The sequence below is a fragment of the Bacillota bacterium genome (genome assembly GCA_040757205.1).
GTDB lineage: Bacteria > Bacillota > Desulfotomaculia > Desulfotomaculales > Desulforudaceae > Desulforudis.
Map to the genome: position 1 here is coordinate 54,128 of JBFLXL010000004.1, position 19,596 is coordinate 73,723.

At 62.2% G+C, this 19,596-nt stretch carries 19 protein-coding genes; 5 read left to right on the plus strand and 14 right to left on the minus strand.

Annotated features, from left to right (window positions below):
* Positions 1 to 10 precede the first annotated feature (10 nt).
* Both amrA and AB1402_04405 read right to left on the minus strand, forming a co-directional pair.
* Positions 11 to 1,423 carry an AmmeMemoRadiSam system protein A gene (amrA, locus tag AB1402_04400; protein MEW6540841.1) on the minus strand — a complete coding sequence of 471 codons (1,413 nt, stop codon included), beginning with the start codon at positions 1,421 to 1,423 and terminating at the stop codon, positions 11 to 13.
* Between the two features lie 39 nt (positions 1,424 to 1,462).
* Complete coding sequence (locus AB1402_04405; protein ID MEW6540842.1) at positions 1,463 to 2,281, minus strand: LysE family transporter; 819 nt, start codon at positions 2,279 to 2,281, stop codon at positions 1,463 to 1,465.
* A gap of 127 nt (positions 2,282 to 2,408) precedes the next feature.
* Between AB1402_04405 and AB1402_04410 the strand changes: the two genes are divergently transcribed.
* Positions 2,409 to 3,254 (plus strand): hypothetical protein, encoded by an 846-nt coding sequence (locus AB1402_04410; protein ID MEW6540843.1) that lies wholly within the window; start codon positions 2,409 to 2,411, stop codon positions 3,252 to 3,254.
* Positions 3,255 to 3,273: 19 nt separating this feature from the next.
* Here the strand turns inward: AB1402_04410 and AB1402_04415 are convergent, their stop codons facing one another.
* The 8 genes from AB1402_04415 to AB1402_04450 all read right to left on the minus strand — a co-directional run bounded on the left by AB1402_04415 (position 3,274) and on the right by AB1402_04450 (position 9,732).
* Complete coding sequence (locus tag AB1402_04415) at positions 3,274 to 3,594, minus strand: hypothetical protein (protein ID MEW6540844.1); 321 nt, start codon at positions 3,592 to 3,594, stop codon at positions 3,274 to 3,276.
* A 192-nt stretch (positions 3,595 to 3,786) separates the two neighbouring features.
* A complete protein-coding gene (locus AB1402_04420; protein ID MEW6540845.1) occupies positions 3,787 to 4,062 on the minus strand; it encodes a hypothetical protein in 276 nt (91 codons plus the stop codon).
* Between the two features lie 432 nt (positions 4,063 to 4,494).
* On the minus strand, positions 4,495 to 5,286 hold the full coding sequence (locus tag AB1402_04425) for an N-acetylmuramoyl-L-alanine amidase (GenBank protein ID MEW6540846.1): 792 nt from the start codon (positions 5,284 to 5,286) through the stop codon (positions 4,495 to 4,497).
* A gap of 63 nt (positions 5,287 to 5,349) precedes the next feature.
* Positions 5,350 to 5,742: a 30S ribosomal protein S9 gene (gene rpsI / locus AB1402_04430; protein MEW6540847.1), complete on the minus strand. Its 393-nt coding sequence runs from the start codon at positions 5,740 to 5,742 to the stop codon at positions 5,350 to 5,352.
* 18 nt (positions 5,743 to 5,760) lie between these two features.
* A complete protein-coding gene (gene rplM, locus AB1402_04435; GenBank protein MEW6540848.1) occupies positions 5,761 to 6,177 on the minus strand; it encodes a 50S ribosomal protein L13 in 417 nt (138 codons plus the stop codon).
* Positions 6,178 to 6,376: 199 nt separating this feature from the next.
* A complete protein-coding gene (gene rnr, locus AB1402_04440; protein ID MEW6540849.1) occupies positions 6,377 to 8,500 on the minus strand; it encodes a ribonuclease R in 2,124 nt (707 codons plus the stop codon).
* Between the two features lie 2 nt (positions 8,501 to 8,502).
* Positions 8,503 to 9,054, minus strand: a complete 552-nt coding sequence (locus AB1402_04445; protein MEW6540850.1) for an HDIG domain-containing metalloprotein — start codon at positions 9,052 to 9,054, stop codon at positions 8,503 to 8,505.
* A 267-nt stretch (positions 9,055 to 9,321) separates the two neighbouring features.
* A complete protein-coding gene (locus AB1402_04450) occupies positions 9,322 to 9,732 on the minus strand; it encodes a PaaI family thioesterase (protein MEW6540851.1) in 411 nt (136 codons plus the stop codon).
* A gap of 303 nt (positions 9,733 to 10,035) precedes the next feature.
* Between AB1402_04450 and AB1402_04455 the strand changes: the two genes are divergently transcribed.
* The 4 genes from AB1402_04455 to AB1402_04470 all read left to right on the plus strand — a co-directional run bounded on the left by AB1402_04455 (position 10,036) and on the right by AB1402_04470 (position 14,311).
* Positions 10,036 to 12,378 (plus strand): bifunctional diguanylate cyclase/phosphodiesterase, encoded by a 2,343-nt coding sequence (locus tag AB1402_04455; protein MEW6540852.1) that lies wholly within the window; start codon positions 10,036 to 10,038, stop codon positions 12,376 to 12,378.
* Positions 12,379 to 12,456: 78 nt separating this feature from the next.
* Positions 12,457 to 12,825, plus strand: a complete 369-nt coding sequence (locus AB1402_04460) for a response regulator (protein ID MEW6540853.1) — start codon at positions 12,457 to 12,459, stop codon at positions 12,823 to 12,825.
* 245 nt (positions 12,826 to 13,070) lie between these two features.
* The gene (locus tag AB1402_04465) at positions 13,071 to 13,484 is read left to right on the plus strand and encodes a PadR family transcriptional regulator (GenBank protein MEW6540854.1); all 414 of its coding nucleotides are present in this window, start codon (positions 13,071 to 13,073) and stop codon (positions 13,482 to 13,484) included.
* Positions 13,484 to 14,311, plus strand: a complete 828-nt coding sequence (locus tag AB1402_04470) for an extracellular solute-binding protein (protein ID MEW6540855.1) — start codon at positions 13,484 to 13,486, stop codon at positions 14,309 to 14,311. The genes AB1402_04465 and AB1402_04470 overlap by 1 nt, the downstream gene beginning before the upstream one ends.
* On the opposite strand, the gene AB1402_04475 is transcribed toward AB1402_04470, so the two are convergent.
* The 4 genes from AB1402_04475 to eno all read right to left on the minus strand — a co-directional run bounded on the left by AB1402_04475 (position 14,312) and on the right by eno (position 19,550).
* Complete coding sequence (locus AB1402_04475; GenBank protein MEW6540856.1) at positions 14,312 to 15,271, minus strand: sulfite exporter TauE/SafE family protein; 960 nt, start codon at positions 15,269 to 15,271, stop codon at positions 14,312 to 14,314. It abuts the gene before it with no gap.
* Positions 15,272 to 15,770: 499 nt separating this feature from the next.
* Positions 15,771 to 17,819, minus strand: a complete 2,049-nt coding sequence (locus tag AB1402_04480) for a sodium-translocating pyrophosphatase (GenBank protein ID MEW6540857.1) — start codon at positions 17,817 to 17,819, stop codon at positions 15,771 to 15,773.
* 113 nt (positions 17,820 to 17,932) lie between these two features.
* A complete protein-coding gene (secG, locus tag AB1402_04485) occupies positions 17,933 to 18,160 on the minus strand; it encodes a preprotein translocase subunit SecG (GenBank protein ID MEW6540858.1) in 228 nt (75 codons plus the stop codon).
* A 106-nt stretch (positions 18,161 to 18,266) separates the two neighbouring features.
* A complete protein-coding gene (eno, locus tag AB1402_04490; GenBank protein ID MEW6540859.1) occupies positions 18,267 to 19,550 on the minus strand; it encodes a phosphopyruvate hydratase in 1,284 nt (427 codons plus the stop codon).
* Positions 19,551 to 19,596 lie beyond the last annotated feature (46 nt).

A 19,596-nucleotide genomic window follows, 5' to 3' on the forward strand; every position in this document is an offset into this window, starting at 1 on the left:
TTCGCTTGGATCAGGTGTAGCGGGTGACCGTGAAGCGCTCCACCTTGATGGGCGCGTCCGGCGCGAGACCGGCTTTTTCCCGGACGATGGCCAGCTGGTCCGCAACGGTGTCGATCCCTTCCAGGTCGGGCAGGAGCACCCCCGAGCGGCGCCCGTGCGACACGACCACCCCGTACTGCTTCGGGTCCAGGGTGGACAGGTCCTCGACCGGCTCAAGCGGCGACAGCACGTCCACCGAATACTGGAGGTCCTCCAGTTCCGCCGCGCGCACGGGGAAGAAGCGCGGATCGCGGTTGGCGGCCGCCAAGGCGTTCTGCAGCACCTCTTCCACGATGGTATCCCGCGTGGGCAGGATGGTGCCGATGCAACCGCGGAGTTGACCGTGCTTCTTGATGGAGACGAACGTCCCTCCGGAACGCTGGAACTCGGGCGGAACGTCGCCCGGATCAGGCGGCTCGGTTTTGCGGCAGTGGCTCTCCACCTGCCGGCGGGCGAGGCTTGCCAGGTAACTCTCCCGGGTCCGCCGGGCGGCGAGGGCTTGAGCCCGCCGTTCCCGGAGTTCCTCCGCCAGCTCTTCCCGGCCTGCCGGCCGCGGTTCCCCGGGGACCAAGGCGGCGACCATGTAGCCCACCCCGAAGGGTGCCTCGTAGGACAGCACCTCGGAAACGAAATCCCGACCGTCCAGCGCACCCAGCATCATAATGATCGGCCGGAGGCCGCATTCGCCGGCCTCCTCGGCCAAGTCCTCATCTATTTCCACCAGGCCCCGGAGGTCTCCCCGGCGGAGCAGCTCGACCACCCGGGCGTCAAAATCTTTGGCGGCGCGGCTGTACCCCGCCGGTGCGTCCCGGGTCAACCGGTGGGACAGGTCCCCGCTGGCGATGAGGGCCGTTTTGCGCTGCAGGGCCGCGGCGGCTTCCCGTACGGCCCGGCCGAAGAGGTAGAGCTTCTCACGGGACATCAGGCCCATCCCGGCCACCACCAACGGCAGTTCCGCGCCGGCCCGCCGCAGCCAGTACAGGGGCGCGGTGACACCGTGGTCCAGGCCGGTGGAGGCCCGGCCCCGGTAGATGCGCTCGGCCTGTTCGTCGACGGCCACCGTGAGCAAGTCGTAAGCCTCGCACTTGATGCGGATCTCGGCGGCCAGTTCGAGGTCGTTGGGCAAGTCGAAGGCGACTTTCGGCGCGCCGAACCGGCTTAAGTCACCCCGCAGCCGGGAAACCATGGTGATCCCGACGCCCTCGCCGAACACCGAGCCGTGAGGCGTGATGAGCACCAGGGTCTCGGTGCCGCTCGCGGTGATCCGCCGCCCCAGTTCCAGCAAGGCGTCCTGCGAGGCCGCCGTATCCGCCGCCCGCCGGCCGCCCACCTCGGGCACCATCACCGGCGGATGCGGCACGATGCCGCACAATACCACCGTCATGGCCAAAAGCCTCCTCGAATGCCATTTATCCCAATTATTTTACCCCAGCCACCGGTTTATTACCAGCCCGCTCCAGATGAAGTAGCCGCCCAATGTAACCAGGAAGAACCCGCACACCGCCAGGATGCCGCGGTAAATCCGGGGTGTCAGGAAGCGGCCGCTTCCGGCGACCGCCGCCGCCACCAGGCTGTACCAGGCCAGGTCGGCCATGACGTGGCCGGAAAAAAAGGCGGCCAGGCCGGCCGGACCCCGTTCGAGGGAGAGGGTAATGTAGCCCAGGCCGATGGTCGCCCACCAGAGGATGAAGTAGGGATTGGCCAGGCTGGTGGCGATCCCGAGGCCCACCAGGCGCGGCGCGTAACGGGTGCCCGACGCCGCCCCCGCTTGGGTTCCGGGAACGGTAACGGCGCGGGTTTCGGGAATGGTGACCGAGGCCGCCATGGCCGCGTTGCCGTCGGCGGTTCCCGTTTTCGCCGCGCCCACCGTTGCGGTTCCGGCGCGCTCCGCGTGGATCGTGGCGGCAACAGACCCCGGCTTGCCGCCCGCGGCCACGGCCAACTGCACCCGCCCCCGGAGGGCGTCCCGGGCGATACAATACCCCATCCAGATCAGAAAGCCGCCGCCCACGACGGCGATGAACGCGGTCACCTCCGTCCGGACCAGGACGGCCGCCAGCCCGGCGGTCAGGGCCATGATCAGCGCGGCCTCCAGGAGGCCATGGCCCAGGATCAGAAGCGGGCCGGCCCGGAAGCCGTGCCGGGCGGACTCCGCCACCGCGAGGGTGAGCAGGGGTCCCGGCATCATCGCCCCGGTCAGGCCGATGACAAAGGAAGTGGCGAAAATGAGTTCGATCGGCATTGCGTTATCTCGATTCTCCTTGCCTAATCTTCAAGCCCTGGTGCGTCCGGCCCGCGACCGCGGCGGCGGGCTAAAAACCGCCTCCGGGGTGCACAATAACCGGGGATACCGGAAGGAGGCCCGGCAATTGGATTTTCCCTTCTTCGAGGTCTTCTGGATTCTCCTGGTCCTGGCGGCGCTTATGTCGGTGGCCCGCCAGCGCCAGGTGCAAAAAGCCCGTATCAAACTGATCCGCAAGATCGAAAGGAAACGCGGCGCCCGCCTGATCACCCTGATTCATCGGCAGGAGCTGATCAGCCTATTCGGCATCCCCCTCACCCGGTACATCAACGTGGAGGATTCCGAGCAGGTCCTGCGGGCGATCCGGCTCACACCCCCGCACCTGCCGATCGACCTGGTGCTGCACACGCCCGGCGGCCTAGTGCTCGCCTCGGAGCAGATCGCCCGGGCGCTCTTGCGGCACCCGGCCAAGGTCACCGTGCTGGTGCCCCACTACGCCATGTCCGGGGGCACCATGATCGCCCTGTCCGCCGACGAAATCATCATGGACGAAAACGCGGTGCTCGGGCCGGTGGACCCGCAGCTGGGGCAATTCCCCGCGGCGTCGATCATGGAAGCGGTACGCCGCAAGGGCGACGAACGGGTGTCCGACCGCACCCTGATCATGGCCGACATCTCGGCCAAGGCCTTGAACCAGGTGGAGGACTTCGTCTACTACCTGCTGGCCGGGAAAATGGAAGAGCCCACCGCTCGGGAGGTGGCGCACATGCTCGCCTCCGGCCGGTGGACACACGATTTTCCGATCACCGCCGAGAAACTGCAGGGCCTTGGCCTCCCGGTCACCACCGGGCTTTCCCGGGACATCTACCTGCTGATGGAGATGTACCCCCAGCCGGCTCAGCGGCGTCCCTCGGTGCAGTTCATTCCGGTCCCGTACGAGGAAGAGGACGTGGAACGCCGCCCGCGCCGTTAGTCCGGGCGGGGCCGAAACCCTATTCGGCCTGGTTCGGCCCGGTCACGTCCGACTCGCCTTCCCCTTCGTTCTTGACCACCGACACCTGCACCTTGGCCCGGTGCGGCAGATAGTGCCAAACCAGGGCGCTGAAGTGCTCCCGCGTTCCGGGTGCCGCCCGGTGCACCTCCTGCACCAACTCACCATCAACCCAGGTGCTGGTCCGGTACTCCAGCTCCCGGCCCAAATACGGTTCCACGCGGGCCCTGATGTCATCGGCCGTGTCCTCCAGGAACACGTGGGCGCCGTCGAAACAGATGCGGCCGTGCAGGACTCCGAGTTCCAGCCGCGCCACCAGCACTACGCTTACCCCCGATCCCGGTACCCGATAGCTCGATTTTGTTGAAACTGTGCCCGCACCATGAACTCGCTCACCTCGGGCAGCGCTAGAGGCTCGCCCGCTTTCGCAGGTCAAAACAGCCGGCCGCCGCCATTTCCCGGGAGCGTCCAATGGGCAACAATGCCCGGCGCGCAGCAGGGTTTTTCAGCTCAACTAGCACCAGCAGGCCAGGACCTTGACCTTGGCCTTGAAAGGCAGGTAGAAGTTCACCAGCGCGCTGAAGTGGTCATTGGTTCCGGGCACGGCCCGGTGCACCTGCCGCACCTGTCTGCCGTCAACCCAGGCGTTCGACCGGTATTCCAACTCCTGCGCGAGGTACGGTTCAATCCGGATTCTGAGCTCATCGTCCGCATTTTCGAGGTACACTCTCCGGCCGTCAAAACAGAGGCGGCCCACGTGACCGTTGAACTCCAGAGGCACTTCGATCATGTCTCTGTCCCCCCTCCCTCTCCCCGGCAAGGCGGCGCCCGGCAACGCGAAAGGCGCCGTCGCAAAAGACTCGCGTGGGCAAATGGTACTCATTTGCCAGTATCCCCTAGTCTTCGACTTTCAGCCGTGAAACCCTTCCGCAAACGGCAAAAACGCCGCTAACGGCGTTTGCTTGCTTCAAAACCCGCAAAGAAAAACGAAAGGCGCTTATGTACGGTGATTCCGGGTGGCGGCGGTCGGTTCCGGCCTATTGGCCGAAGATAATCACCATCATGTAGCAAAAAACACCCAGGCCGGCAAACAAAAACGTGGCGGGATTCTTCCACTCCATCACCGCTGTCCCCCTTGTGCTTCTTCAATTGGTTATGATTTATTCTATACGCTTCCGGGGACGGGTTCAAGAGTTTTGTAGAAATCCTTCTCGTGGAACGTTCAGGGGGCGACGATCTCGGGCATTTGCCGCTTGAAAGTCTCGATGATCTTCTCGTCGACCCATCTGGTGGCCGGAGTGGCCTGCTCGGCGAGGTACTTGACGATGCCGCAGTAGATCGCAAAGGCCATCTTTTGCTGGTAACCCGGGTCTTGGAGCAGCTTGAACTCCCGGGGGTTGGTCACGAAGCCCGTTTCCACGAGCACGGTCGGCATTGAGGCGTTGCGGCCGAGGAAGAAGTCCAACTCCTTGGGAGTGCGGTCGGTGTTGCCGAGGATACGGATGATCTCCGCCTGGATGGCCCCGCTGAGCGCGGCGCTGTCTTCCTCTCCCGGCTGCGAAAAAGTCTGGGCCCCCCGCTGACTTCTGTCCCGCGGATAGCTGTTGGCGTGGATGCTGATGAAGAGGTCGGCGTTTTGTTCCTCAGCCAGGCGGACCCGTAAAGCCAGGTCCTCCCGGTAGCGGGTGCCCATCCGGTGGTCGTCGTCGCGGGTCGCCAGCACGGTCGCCCCGCCCTGGCGCAACAGCTCAGCCAGCTTCAAGGCGATCTCCAGGTTGACGTCCTTCTCGGCCACCGGGCCGCCACCCACTCCCTTGTCGGCGCCGCCGTGCCCGGCGTCGACCACGATGGTCTTTCCCGACAGGATCCAGGACAGCGCGGCAACGGTCCGCTGCTGAAAATGCGCTCCCAAAGCCTGATATGCTTGCACCAAACCGGTCAGCACCAGGAAAATGGCCGCGGCAAGCAAGAGGTGGCGCCAGCCGAGCCGGCGGCTGCCGATCCAGACCGGCATGAGAAAACCCCCTTCAACACGCATTCGCTCAAGGAATATGCGTACCGAGGGGGGATTATGTGCCTAGCGCTTGGAGAACTGGGGAGCCCGGCGGGCCTTCTTGAGCCCGTACTTTTTGCGTTCCTTCATCCGCGGGTCGCGGGTGAGGAAACCGGCCTTTTTCAACGCCGGGCGGAGGTTAGGATCGGCCTGTACGAGCGCCCGGGCGATGCCAAGCTTGATCGCCCCGGCCTGACCGCTGACGCCGCCGCCGCATACGGTCGCCCGCACGTTGAACCTCCCGGCGGTACCGGTGATCTCCAGCGGCTGCCTGACAATCATCTCCAGGGTTCTCCGGCCCAGATAGCTGCCGAGTTCCTTCTCGTTGACCCGTACCGCTCCCGAACCCGGAGAAAGAAACACTCTGGCGATCGCGTTCTTCCTTCTGCCGGTGCCGTAGTAGTGTACCTGTGCCACGTTTTGTCTCTCCCTCCTTTACCCCGGCCAGACTTGGGGCCCCTGGGCCTGATGCGGGTGTTCGGGTCCGGCGTATACCTTAAGTTTCTTGGCAGCTTGCGCGCCGAGCCGGGTGTGCGGAAGCATCCCTACCACGGCCTTGCGCACCGCCTCCTCCGGCTTCTTGGCCATAAAGGTCCGGTAGTCGAGCGCCTTGAGGCCGCCCGGGTAGCCGGAATGCCGGTAATAGAACTTGTCGTTGAGCTTGTTGCCGGTCAGTACCGCCTGGGCCGCATTCACGATGATCACGTGGTCCCCGCAGTCGACGTGGGGGGTGAAACTGGGCTTGTGTTTGCCCCTCAAGATGCGCGCCGCTTCAACCGCCACCCGGCCGAGCGGTTTGCCGGCTGCGTCCAGGACGTACCACTTGCGCTCCACATCCTGGGCGCGCGCCATGTAAGTCGAAGTCGTGTTCACTGCCGCAATCCTCCCAAAAAACCTGAACCCTGCAAGAACACAGGGCTTTGGAGTCATACATTCCCCATTCTACTGCAGACGCCGCCCGCCTGTCAAGAAAAAACATCCCTTTCCGAAAAAGGGGGACAGTCCCACTTTTTCAAAATCCCCTTTCCAAAAAGGGGGACAGTCCCCCTTTTTAGGAGAGGGTGAAGTCGATCTGGCGGTCTTCCACGCTCGCCCGCACCACCTGCACGGTGACCTCGTCCCCCAGCCGGTAGACCTTGCCGGTACGCTGTCCGACCAGCCGGAAACCCGGTGGGTCATAGTCGTAGTAGTCGTCGGTCATGCTGGTCAGGCTGACCAAACCCTCCACCGTGTTCTCCAGCTCCACGAACATTCCAAAACTGGTCACCCCGCTGATGATCCCCGGGTACACCTCGCCGATCCGGTTTTGCATGTATTCCACTTTTTTGGCGTCCACCGCCTCCCGCTCGGCCTCCACCGCCAGGCGCTCCCGCTCGGACGACTGCTTGGCGACCTCGGGCAAGCGATTTTGCAGGGCGTTTTTCCGGCTGTCACTCAACGTTCCCCCGGCCGTCAGCACCTCCCGGATAAGCCGGTGGTTCACCAGGTCGGGGTAACGCCGGATCGGGGAGGTGAAGTGGGTGTAGTCGCGGGACGCCAGCCCGAAATGCCCCAACGGACTGGGGTGGTAGCGCGCCTGTTGCATCGAGCGCAGGGTCACGTCGTTGACCAGCCGTTCCTCTTTCTTGCCGGCCACGCGCGACAGGATGTCCTGCAGCGCGCCGGGCCGGACCCGGGGATAACCGGGGATGGCGTAGCCCAGGGTCCGGAGCAGGGCCTGCAGGTTCTCGAGTTTCTCACTATCCGGCTTCTCGTGCACCCGGCACAGAAACGGCACTTCCAGGCGGTGCAGGTGCCGGGCCACCACTTCGTTGGTCATCAGCATGAATTCCTCAATGAGCTGCTCGGCGACCGTCCGCTCGACCTTCATCAGCTCTTGCACCCGGCCGTTCTCGTCCAGGAGCACTTTGACCTCCGGTAGGTTGAAGTCGATCGCCCCGCGGCGGAAACGCCGGGTGCGCAACACCAGGGCCAACTCCCGCATCAGGCGCAGCATGGGGATGAGGTCCGCGTAGCGTTTGGCGGTCTGTTCATCCCCGTTGGTCAACACCTGCCGGACCGCCGTGTAGGTCAACCGCTCCCGGGTCCGGATCACCGACGGAAAGATCTCGTACCGCACCACTTCGCCTCCCCGGTCGATGTCCATCAGGACGGAGAGCGTCAGGCGGTTCACCCGGGGATTTAGGCTGCAGATCCCGTTGGAGAGCCGTTCGGGAAGCATGGGGATGACCCGGCCGGGCAGGTAGAAACTGGTTCCCCGCGCGTAGGCCTCGCGGTCCAGGGCGCTCCCCTCGGGCACGTAATACCCGACATCGGCGATGTGCACCCCCAATTGGCAGAGCCCGCCGGGCAGGGACTCCAGGCTCACCGCGTCGTCCAGGTCCTTGGCGTCCTCGCCGTCGATGGTGACGACCGCCTTGTCCCGCAGGTCACGCCGGCCCTCAAGCTCCCGCGCGCCGACCGTCTCCGGAACCCGTTCCGCTTCTTTTAGCGCCGGCTTCGGAAAATCTTCCGGCAGCCCGTACCGGCGGCAAAGCGTCAGGATGTCCATCCCCGGCTCGTCCGCGGCCCCCAGCACCTCCACGATCTTGCCCTCCGGGGCGCGGCGTTTGCCGGGCCAGGCGGTGAGGGCGACCACCACCTTGTCTCCGGAACGGGCCGCGTTCAGCCGGCCCCGCGGTATGAACACGTCGTGCGGCAGGCGGGGCTCGTCGCAGACCACGAATCCGTAGTTCTGTTTCTTCTGGAAGGTCCCCACCACCCGTTCGTTGGCGTGGTGCAGGATCTTGATCACTTCGCCCTCTTTTTTTCCGTTCCGGCCGGGGGTGACCCGCGCCACCACCCGGTCGCCGTGCATCGCGCCGTTTAGGGCCGACGCGCTGATGAACACGTCCGGGTGTTCCCGGTTATCGGGAATCACGAAACCAAAGCCCCGGGGATGCCCCTGCAGCTTGCCGACGGTGAGATTCATCTTCTCGGGCAGGCCGTAGCGGGCCGCCCGCGTCTTGTAGATCGAACCCTCGCTCTCCATATCCCCGAGCAGCTTCTTGAAGGCGCGCGCGCCGGTCTTTTTCACGGCGAAGGCCCGGAGGAGTTCGTCCTCGGTCATCGGCCGGTAGGCGTCCTTGCGCATGTATTCTAAAACTGCGTCTCTGTCATTTCTCTCATTCATCATTATTATAGACCCAACTCCTTGGCTTTTTCCTGCATCGCCTCCAGGCCCAGCTCGATGAATTCCTCCAGGGACAGGCCCAGTTCGGCGCAGGTCTCTATTTGTTCGCGGTTGGCGCCCCGAGCGAAGGCCTTCTCCTTGAACCGGTTGGTCAAGAAGGCCACGTCCACGGCGGCCAGTTTCTTTTCCGGACGGATGAGCGCCCCGGCCACAATGAAGCCGGTCAGCGGGTCCACCGCGTAGAGCGCCTTATCCAGCAAGCTCTCGCGGGGGAAGCCGTGCCGCTCGTTGTGCACTTTCACCGCGTACACGACTTCCGGCGGCAGTCCCAGCTCCGCAAGCATCCGGGCGCCCTCCATGCTGTGACGCTCCGGCTCGTCCTTGGTCTTTTCGTAGTCGATGTCGTGGAGCAGTCCGGTCAGCCCCCACGACTCCTCGTCCTCTTCAAACCGCCGGGCCAGGCGGCGCATCACCGCTTCGGCGGCCAGGCAGTGCTTTTGAAGATTCTTGTTCGGCAGGTTCTTTTTCAGCAAGACCATCGCTTCTTCCCGTTTCAAGCTTCAACCTCCTTGGTTCCTTAGTTAGATTCCGGTGTGCTCGACCGGGGCATTATCTTCGGTCACCATGTCTGCGCTGGGAAAGCGCCGGCTGAACTCCGTGCTCCGCGTGGACAGCGGTTTCAGCTTGGCTCGGGGCACTGCACGCTCGCCTCACATACTAGTTATTTCCTGATTTCTAACCGGCTTAACCCTCCCCGGCCACGGACCGCGGCTGTTCCACGGCCGCAAAAGCCGACCGGGGGCACCCAGGATCGCCCAGCACCGTCAGCCCAGGACTTGGGCCGGCACCCGCAGGAACTTCCCCTGGGCCGTGGCCACCACCGTCCCGTCAACGAGGCGGGCCTTGGCCTCCAGGATAAGCAGCCGCCCGCGCGCACCGGTCTGCCGGGCCTCCACCAGGAGTTCGCGCTCCACCGGCACCGGCAGGCGAAACCGCACCGTCAGTTCGGCGGTCACCGCCGTTTCCTTCCGCCGGTACAGGAACTGGGCCATGGCCTCGTCGAGCAGGGTGGTGACGATCCCACCGTGCACGCGACCGGTCCAGCCCTGGTGTTCGGGCCCCGGCACAAACCGCGTGACACAGGCGTCACCTTCATCCGCGAAAACCAGTTTTAGGCCGATGGGATTGATCGGACTGCAGGCGAAACACATGTGGGTGGTCTCGTCGATCGTCAAGCTACCAGACCCCGATACGGTCGATTCCACGATTCCGAGGATACCTCGAGATTGCGGATTGATTCTATAATTTTACACGAAACCCGGGCATTTCGCAAACTCCTGTTTTTTCGGGGTTTTGCAGCCCCCTTACTGCTGATTGGCAGTTCTCCGTTACAACCCAAAAACCGGCTAATCGCTTAGAATAGGCCCTAATGGTTATCCTCACTTTTTAATTTGGGCGCAACAAACAATTAACAATCATCTGCGATAATCGCCATAACGACATGATAATTTCTGCCGGGTTGTTGGAGATGATGCCGAGTGATCACGGCGATCGGGAATATCTATCAGCTGGTTGGCGACCTGCTCCGCTACCGCCCGCGGGGAATGCTTGTTCTTAACCGATCCATTAATCAGGCGTCTCCGGTGGACAAGCTGAAACGGGTACTTGCCGGTGACAGGCCGATCGGGGTCATCTTCCTGGATATCGTGAAATTTCATGAAATACATCAGCTGCAAGGTTCAATTATAGCTACCCGGATCCTGTTCTTGCTGGAAGACGCCCTCCGGCACAGAATAGCGGAATTGTTGCCCGAAGCCGGTATTTTAGCCGTGGAACACTTATGGGCCGATGATTTCGTGGTCTTGGTGGCGCTTGAAGACGTGCATTCACAGGAGTACCTTTTGCACCTGGCTGCAACCCTGCGCTCGTCCCTGAAGGAAGAACTGAACCCGAAGCTGGTGGAACTGGTAGGCTCGGAACTTGAACTGCACCTGGGTTGTTCCGTGATTGAACCACGCGGCAACCTGAAGCCGGACCTAAAGCTGTATAACGCACTTCGGGAGGCCCAGAGAGTGGCCAAGGGGGCGGTGGACTTGGACACCCTGAGGCTCAAGAGGGATTTTGAGGAGATCATCGAGAACAAGAACCTGAAGATCCAATACCAACCGGTTGTCTCCCTGTCGTCCGGGGAAATACTGGGGTGGGAAGCACTTACCCGTGGACCGGAAGGCAGCCACTTCAGCCGACCGGACATCATTTTCCGCTTTGCGGAAGAAGTGGGGTTGTTGTTTCCCACCGAAAGAGTCTGCCGTGAAAAGGCGATCAGCAATATCAACGGCTTAGGGCCGGAACAAAAGCTTTTCCTGAATGTTCACCCCCGTACGATGAACGACCCGAAGTTCGTCAGGGGTGAAACCTTGCAGTTGTTACAAAAATACGGCCTGGCCCCCCACAACATCGTATTTGAAATCACCGAGCGGCACAGTATTAAAGATTACCACTTCTTCAAGCGGGTGGTGGAACACTATCGCAGTCAAGGATACCGCATTGCGATCGACGATGTCGGCGCCGGTTTCTCCGGACTGCAGTCCATCGCCGAGATCCGCCCGGATTTCATCAAAATTGACATGTCCCTGGTCCGGAACATCGACAGCAACCCCAGCCGGCAGGCCGTGGTGAACGCCCTGATCAGCCTGGCCGGCAAGATCAACAGCCGGGTCATTGCCGAGGGAGTTGAGACCCAGAATGAACTCAATGTCCTGCTGTTACAGGGGGCACACTTTGCGCAGGGCTATTTTTTGGCCCGCCCCGAATTTCCCAAGCCGGCGGCCACAAAGGCCGTGGTCGCCTACATCCGGCGGCAGAGAACCGGGGATCTCGCCGGCCGGCGGCGCAACTTGTGCATCGGGGACCTGACCGTACCGGCGCTGGTGGTCGGCGAAGAAACACCGGTTTCGAAAGCCAAAGAGCTGCTGGATGCCGTCAAGCAACCGAACAGCGGCCTTTTGGTGATTAGAGGACAGGAGACCGTTGGACTCGTCATGCGGCACAATCTCCACCGAACACTGAGTTCCCAGTATGGGGTGCCTCTCTATTACCGGCGCCCGATAACAGCCGTGATGGACCGCGCACCGTTGGTCCTGGAGGTCCATATCAGTTTGGAGGGGGCGGCGGAGTTGGCGGTCAACCGGGCCCAGGATAAGCTGTATGACGATCTGGTGGTTGTGGATGAAAACAGAGTCCTGGTTGGAGTGGTGCCGGTCCAGCGGCTGCTCGATACCGTAACCCGGATGCAGATTGAACTGGCTAAGGGCGCTAATCCGCTGACCGGCCTTCCCGGAAACGTGGCCATTGAGGAAGAACTCTCCAGAAGAGCCCGTCACGGGCAGATCAGTAGCGTGATCTATGCCGACCTGGATGGGTTCAAGGCCTATAACGACATTTACGGATTCGAACACGGCGACCAAATGATTATGCTCTTGTCCAAAGTGCTTTTACACAGTGCCAAAAAATATGGTACGGAAGAAGACTTTGCCGGGCACATCGGCGGCGATGATCTGATCGTGATTACCAAGCCGGAATGCGCGGAGCGAATCAGCCGGAAGACTGTGGGGCTGTTCGACCGCTTGGTCGGGAGCTGCTTTTCTTCCGAGGAGCGGGCCAGGGGGGCGTTTTACGGTTACAACCGGGCCGGGCGGCAGGAATGGTTGCCCCTGACGTCAGTTTCTCTGGCCATTGTTGACTGTCAAGACCATGAGGACTACCGGTCACTGGCCGAGACCGCCGCTCAGTTGAAGAAACGCGCCAAGGCACTACCGGGTAGTGTTTACGTGCGGGACAGGCGCTCAAAAACTGCTAAAACCATAGTAAAGAGCTTTTGATGGGCGTGACTTACCTTGTTGTTTCGCCCTGGAAAGATCCTGCATTATTTATTATTTGCTTTTAGGAGGGAGTGCGTTTTGCAGATTCTAGTGGCGGAAGATTCGCTATTTGCGCGGAAGGCTATTGTGGGCATTTTGCAGGGTTACGGTCACAATGTCTTCGAGGTCGCAAACGGGGTGGACGCTTTGAATAGCTTCTGGAAACTCCGCCCGGATCTCGTCTTCATGGACATTGCAATGCCGCACATAAACGGTCTGGACGCCACCAAAGTGATAACCGCGGCTGAGCCAAAGGCAAAAGTGGTAATCCTGACGGCTTTGGCCGACACAACCAACGTTCTTCAAGCAGTCCGGAACGGCGCGATAGACTTTATCGTTAAGCCTTTTGATGAAGCCCGGCTGATGCAGGTGGTTAATCGCGTTCAAGAGATCAACACTACGGCGTAATTCAGCTTTTAAGGACCGCCGCCGAGCCGCCCTCGACGCCGGGGTGACCGGGGTCCGTCTCGCAACGTGCGCCTGTTTTTTTTGCATACGAAAAAACACTGGGTCAAGGTCCCGGCACTTCGCTTCGTCGACTGCTCACCCCGCCATCCGATCCGTTAGTCAGCACCCCGGTTTTTTGTTGTCCCCGGCGCCTTTCTGTGGTATTTCTATGACAAGGGCTTCTTTAAGGGAGCGTCTTTAAAACGATGAACGCCGGACTAAACCGCCCGCAGGAGGACGAACTCGCCCTCCTGCAGGCCCACACCGAAAAACTAACCTGGTCCTGCCTGCTTTTCCTCCTGCACCGCAAGCCGGCGCACGGCTACGAGCTGATTCAGTCCTTGAACGAGCTGGGACTGGCAGAAAGCGAGGCGGACCCGGCCACCATTTACCGGAACCTGCGCCGGATGGAGGAGGAAGACCTGGTGACCTCCCGCTGGGAGGCCGGGTTGTCAGGCCCCGCCCGCCGGCTTTACCACCTGACCCCGGCGGGTGAGGCGGCCCTGCACCTGCTCGCCCACCTGCTGCGGGAGAAGAAAGCGAAAATAGAGGAGTTTCTGGGCCGGTACCGGGAGCTGTTTCCGGACGGACCGGCGGGAAACGGGAAAGAGGGAGACTGATGCTGCCCAAACCCGAGCAGTCACTGACCATTCTCCACGCGGGCGCCTTGCGCCATCCGCTCCGGGAGTGCGCGCGCCTCTTCGGGCAGAAGCACCCGCGGGCCGAGATCCGCCTGGAGGCCGCCGGTTCGCTGGCGTGTGCCCGCCGCCTCCTGGAGGGCCGCCACGCGGACGTCGTCGCCCTGGCCGATCCGATGCTCTTCGAAAAGCTGCTGGTGCCCCGGTTGGTCCAGCGTTACTTTGTCTTCGCCATCGACCAGATGGTGATTACTTTCGACGACCTGTCCCGGCACAGCCGCCACATCAACCCGGACAACTGGATGGACGTCCTGCTGGAGCCGGAGGTGACCTTCGGCCGTTCCGACCACAACCTGGACCCCGCCGGCTACCGGACCCTGATGCTGTGGCGGTTGGCCGAGCAGCACTACGGCCGCCCCGGCCTGTTTGGCCGGCTGAACGACAAGTGCCGCCCGGAGTTTATTTACGCTAAATCGGTCGACCTGACCCCGGCGATCCGGGAAGGGCGCCTGGACTACGGGTTCCAGTACCGGAGTGTCGCCCGGCAGGAGAGCTTGCGTTTCCTGCGCCTGCCCGAGCGGATCAATTTGTCCAACCCCGCCTATGCCGGCCACTATGCACAGGTGTCGGTGGAGTTGGACAGCCCGCTCACCGGCCTGCGCACAATGTTGCACGGCGCCCCGGTGGAGTTTGCGGCCGGCTGTACCAAACAGGCCCGCAACCGGGAACTGGCGGAAGCTTTCCTGGAGCTGCTCATCAGCCGCGCCGGTCAACAAATCCTTGAGGAGTCGGGCCTCGTTCCCTACTAGCTAGAAGAGGAACTGCACGACGTAGCTTAACCCGGTGAACGTGATGATAAAAGCCAGCAGCCACTTGATGACGTTGGACGGGACGAATTTCTGGGTCCTGGCCCCGAGGTACATTCCCACCATGCCGCCGAACCCGAAAAGGACACCGAGCAGCCAGTCCGGCGCTATCCCCAAGTGAGGGTAAAACGGAGCAACGGCCTGGTAAAACACAACCGCCGTCAAGGACGTGAGAAAGGTGCCCATCAGAGTCGCCCCGGCGATGGTGTACACCGGCAGGTGAAACATGGCCACGAAGATCGGCGCGATGATCGCCCCGCCGCCGATGCCGTAGATCCCGCCCACAATGCCCACCAGCGCGGAAACAGAAATCATGATCACGGGGTTGACCGCAAAAGACTCGCCGTAGAAAGAATATTCCATTCTGGTCAGGCTGAACTGCTTCACCTCGGTCCGGGGCAGAGCCGCCTTGCCTTCCTCCTGAACGGCCGCCGCCGTTTTGCGGAACTCGCTGACCAGTTCCTGAAACCGGCGTTCCACGGACTTCGCCCCGGCGCCGGGGGCTTGTTTCTTGATCAGGGATCTCGCCATCACGAGGCCGATATACAAAAGTACCAGTCCGGCGAAGAACTTGAAAGCGGCCGGGTCCGGCAAGTAGTGCACCCGCGCGAACACCCCCAGGAACACTCCGGGAAGGGTGCCCACAACCACCATCCAGGTCAGGGGCCAGACCATGCGCCCTTCCCGGATGTAGCGGTATACCCCGCTGGGAATGGCCACAACGTTGAAAAGGTGGTTGGTGGCGCTGACCGCAGGCGTGGTGAATCCGAGCACGCTTACCTGGAGCGGCAGCAGCAGGAAGGCGCCGGACACGCCGCCCATGCTGCAGACGAAGGCCACCGCGAAACCGGCCAAAAAAGGGATCCACGGTGCCACCTCAATTCCGGCTACCGGGAAGAACACGTCACCCACCCCCTTTACCGAGTGGAGCTTTTCAGTGTCAAAACAACACGTCTTTCCACTAACTGGTCTTTTGACTAGTCCACGACGTCAGGCCGTCAGACGGCTTGACCGGCTAGACGCCCGGCGTGGAAACAAAAGCCCGGCGAAGCAAGCCCGTGGCCGGCCAAAATCCCCCCGTTTTTCTACTATGTGCATGTTGCATATAGCATAGCATGGAGATGGAATAAAGGCAATGGCTTTGTTACGAAAAACACAATTGACACCGATTGTGCGCCGCCTCGGCCGGCGGCCCCGCCCGCACGGCCGAATCCTGTAGGCGCTGAACCTGCACTTCCGCCGGCGCCTGCACCGGTACGTATGGTTGCACGCGGCTGGCAGGTGCCCTGTAGGCCTTCCGTCGGCGCGTGCACCGGTACGTATAGCCGCAAGGCACCATTGAAAAGCCCCCGCACTTGTGCGCGGGGGCTTTCGTTGCGTGCCGCCTTTTAAAGGGGCGTGATTACCGGACGATGTGGAAGATCAGCGGAACCATGAGCAGGGCCACCACGTTCACGACCTTGATGACCGGGTTGACCGCCGGGCCCGCGGTGTCCTTCAGCGGGTCGCCCACGGTGTCGCCGGTGACCGCGGCCTTGTGGGCCTCGCTGCCCTTGCCGCCGTACATGCCTTCCTCAATCCACTTCTTGGCGTTGTCCCAGGCGCCGCCGGCGTTATTCTGGAAGCAGGCCATGTAAATGCCCACCACGATCACGCCGATCAGCACGCCGCCCAGGGCCAGCGGGCCGAGGATGAAGCCGACCAGCAGGGTGGTGACGACCGGGATCAGGCCCGGGACCACCATTTCCTTCAGGGCGCGCTTGGTGACGATGTCCACGCACTTGCCGTACTCCGGCTTCGCGGTGCCTTCCATGATGCCGGGGATTTCCCGGAACTGGCGCCGCACCTCTTCCACCACGGAGAAGGCCGCGCGGCCCACCGCGCCGTTGGCCAGCGAGGAGAACATGAACACCACCGCGCCGCCGATAAAGAGACCGGCCAGCACCAGCGGGTCATCCAGCTTGAAGACGTATTCCGCGGCCGCACCGGCTTCGGCGGCCGCTTTCTTCAGCGCGTTCACGTAGTCCGCGAAGAGCACGATGGCCGCCAGGGCCGCCGAACCGATGGCGTAACCCTTGGTGACCGCCTTGGTGGTGTTGCCGACGGCGTCCAGGGCGTCGGTCACGTGGCGGACTTCGGGAGGCAGGTCGGCCATTTCGGCGATGCCACCCGCGTTGTCGGTGACCGGACCGTAGGAGTCGAGGGCCACGATCATACCGCACATGGAGAGCATGGCCATGGAGGCGATGCCGATGGCGTACAGACCCTCACCACCGCCGCCGCCGACGTAGTAAGCCGCCAGGATGCCCGCCACAATCATCAGGGTCGGGGGAATGGCGGACTCCATGCCGACCGAAAGACCGGTGATGATGTTGGTGCCGTGCCCGGACTGGGAGGCGTGCGCGATGGAACGGACCGGCCGGTAGTTCTTGGCCGTATAGTAGTCGGTAATGTACATGATCAGTACTGTAGCCACTACACCGACTATGGCGGCGTAAAACATGGTCAGGCCGCCCAGCATCGCCGTGGTGATCGGGTAGAAACCGATCAGGGCCAGGATCGCCGACACCCAGACGCCCTTGTACAGCGCGCTCATGATGTTGGTGCTGCCACCCAGGCGCACGAAGAACACGCCGACGATGGAAGCGACGATCGCCACCGCGCCCAGCGCCACCGGGTACAGAATGTATTCGAGCGCGCCGCCGAAGATCAGGTAACCGAGCAGCATCGCGCCGACCGCCGTCACCGCGTAGGTCTCGAACAGGTCGGCGGCCATGCCGGCGCAGTCACCGACGTTGTCACCGACGTTGTCGGCGATGGTCGCCGGGTTCCGCGGGTCGTCTTCAGGAATGCCGGCTTCGACCTTACCCACCAGGTCCGCACCCACGTCGGCGCTCTTGGTGAAAATGCCGCCGCCGATCCGGGCGAAGAGGGCGATCAGGCTGCCGCCGAAGCCGAGGCCGACCAGAACGTGCACCGTGTGCGAGATATTATTGGGATCGTAAAAGAGGAGGAAGATACCGGACACACCCAGCAGTGCAAGACCGACGCACATCATCCCCGTAACCGCGCCGGCTTTGAAGGACACGTTCAGGCCGTAGGCCAACCCTTGTTTCGCCGCTTCCGCCACGCGGGCGTTGCTGCGAGTAGATACGTTCATGCCGATGAAGCCGCAAAGACCGGAGAAGAAGGCGCCCACGACAAACGCAAACGCGGTCTGCCAGTCGAGAGCGAAATACAGGGCGATCGCCACGATCACGCCGACCATGGCAATGGTCTTGTACTGCCGGGCCAGGTACGCCATCGCTCCTTCCTGGACGGCCTTGGAGATCGCCTGCATCTTTTCCGTGCCTGCCGGACGGCCCATGATCCAACTGGTCAGGTAAAGGGCGAACAGAATGGCCAGAACCGCCGCCCCGATGCCGATCCACGGAATCAGGTTCACATCCATGTAACAAATCCACCTCCATCAAACAATTTATTGCAGAAGATTACCGGAGCCTCTCACCATCTCCAGCATCAACCACCCCCCATTAACTAGTCGGCAAAGGGCCAAAAAAGCTGTTAGTTCCACACGGTCAGGATGATGGACAAAAGACCGAAAACAACAGCCAAAACAATGGTTACTTTGCCAAAGAACTGGTCCAAACCCTTCTTTTTGCCAAAAAAGGTCTCGGCGCCTCCGGCGATGGCCCCGGAAAGGCCGGCGCTCTTACCGGACTGCAAGAGGATTACGGCGATCAGCCCGAGGGCGATCAGGGCGTGCAGGCCCATTACGATGCTTTTGAGCAACATGGCAAACAACTCCTTACAATACCGATGAATATTATAGCATGGCCCTCATACACCTGCAACGTCAAAATAGCAGGAATTCCAGAAACGGCGCCCATTTACGCCACTAGAGGTTGGAGAAATACCTCCGGCCCCGAAATACGGCGACCTCACCCAATTCCTCTTCGATCCGCAGCAGACGGTTGTACTTGGCCACCCGTTCCGTCCGGCACGGGGCGCCGGTCTTGATCTGCCCCACCCCGGTGGCCACCGCCAGGTCCGCGATGGTTACGTCCTCGGTCTCGCCGGAGCGGTGCGAAATGACGGCGGTGTAGCCGGCTCTCCGGGCCCGGTTGATAGTTTCCAGGGTCTCGGACACCGTACCGATCTGGTTTACTTTTATCAGTATAGAATTTGCCGTTTTCGATACAATTCCTCTTTCCAGCCGCTGGGGATTCGTTACAAACAGGTCGTCCCCCACGAGCTGCACCCGGCCGCCCAAACGCTCCGTGAGTTCCCGCCAGCCTTCCCAATCTTCTTCGGCCAGTCCGTCCTCGATGGAGATGACCGGGTAGTTTTGAACCAGGTCCTCGTAGTAGCCGATCAGCTCGGAGGCGGTAAGTGTCCGGTTTTCCCCGGCCAGGTGGTATCGGCCGTCCCGGAAGAACTCGCTGGCGGCCGCGTCCAGGGCCAGCATTACGTCCTCCCCGGGGCGGTAGCCGGCGGCCCGGACCGCCTCCATGATCAGGTCCAGCGCCTGGGCATGTGACTCCAGGAACGGGGCGAAACCGCCCTCGTCTCCCACTGTGGTGCCCAAACCCCGGGATTTCAAAACCTTCTTCAGGGCGTGGTACACTTCCACTCCGCAGCGTAGGGCGCCCGCAAAGGACGACGCGCCCACCGGCACGACCATGAACTCCTGGAGGTCCAGGTTGTTGTCGGCGTGCCGCCCCCCGTTGAGGATGTTCAGAAGCGGCACCGGCAGCTCACGGGCGTAGGTCCCGCCCAGATAGCGGTACAGGGGCAGACCGACCCCGTTGGCGGCGGCCTTGCAGACCGCCAGCGAGACCCCCAAAATCGCGTTGGCCCCGAGCTTGCTCTTGTTCTCGGTGCCGTCAAGCTCGATCAGGATGGTGTCGATGGCCACCTGGCCGGTCGCGTCGACGCCGGTGATCTCGGGGGCGATGATGGCGTTGACGTTCGCCACCGCCCGGCTGACGCCCCGGCCGAGGAAGCGGTGCATATCCCCGTCGCGCAGCTCGACCGCTTCGAAGGTCCCCGTGGACGCGCCCGACGGTACGGCCGCCCGGCCCAGGGTGCCGTCGTCGAGGATGACATCGACCTCGACGGTGGGGTTGCCGCGCGAATCAAGGATCTCCCGGGCAAAGACGTCGGAGATGAAAGTGGACACAGGGAAGACCTCCTTAAAGGGGTTAAGAATATAGCAATCAGAATCT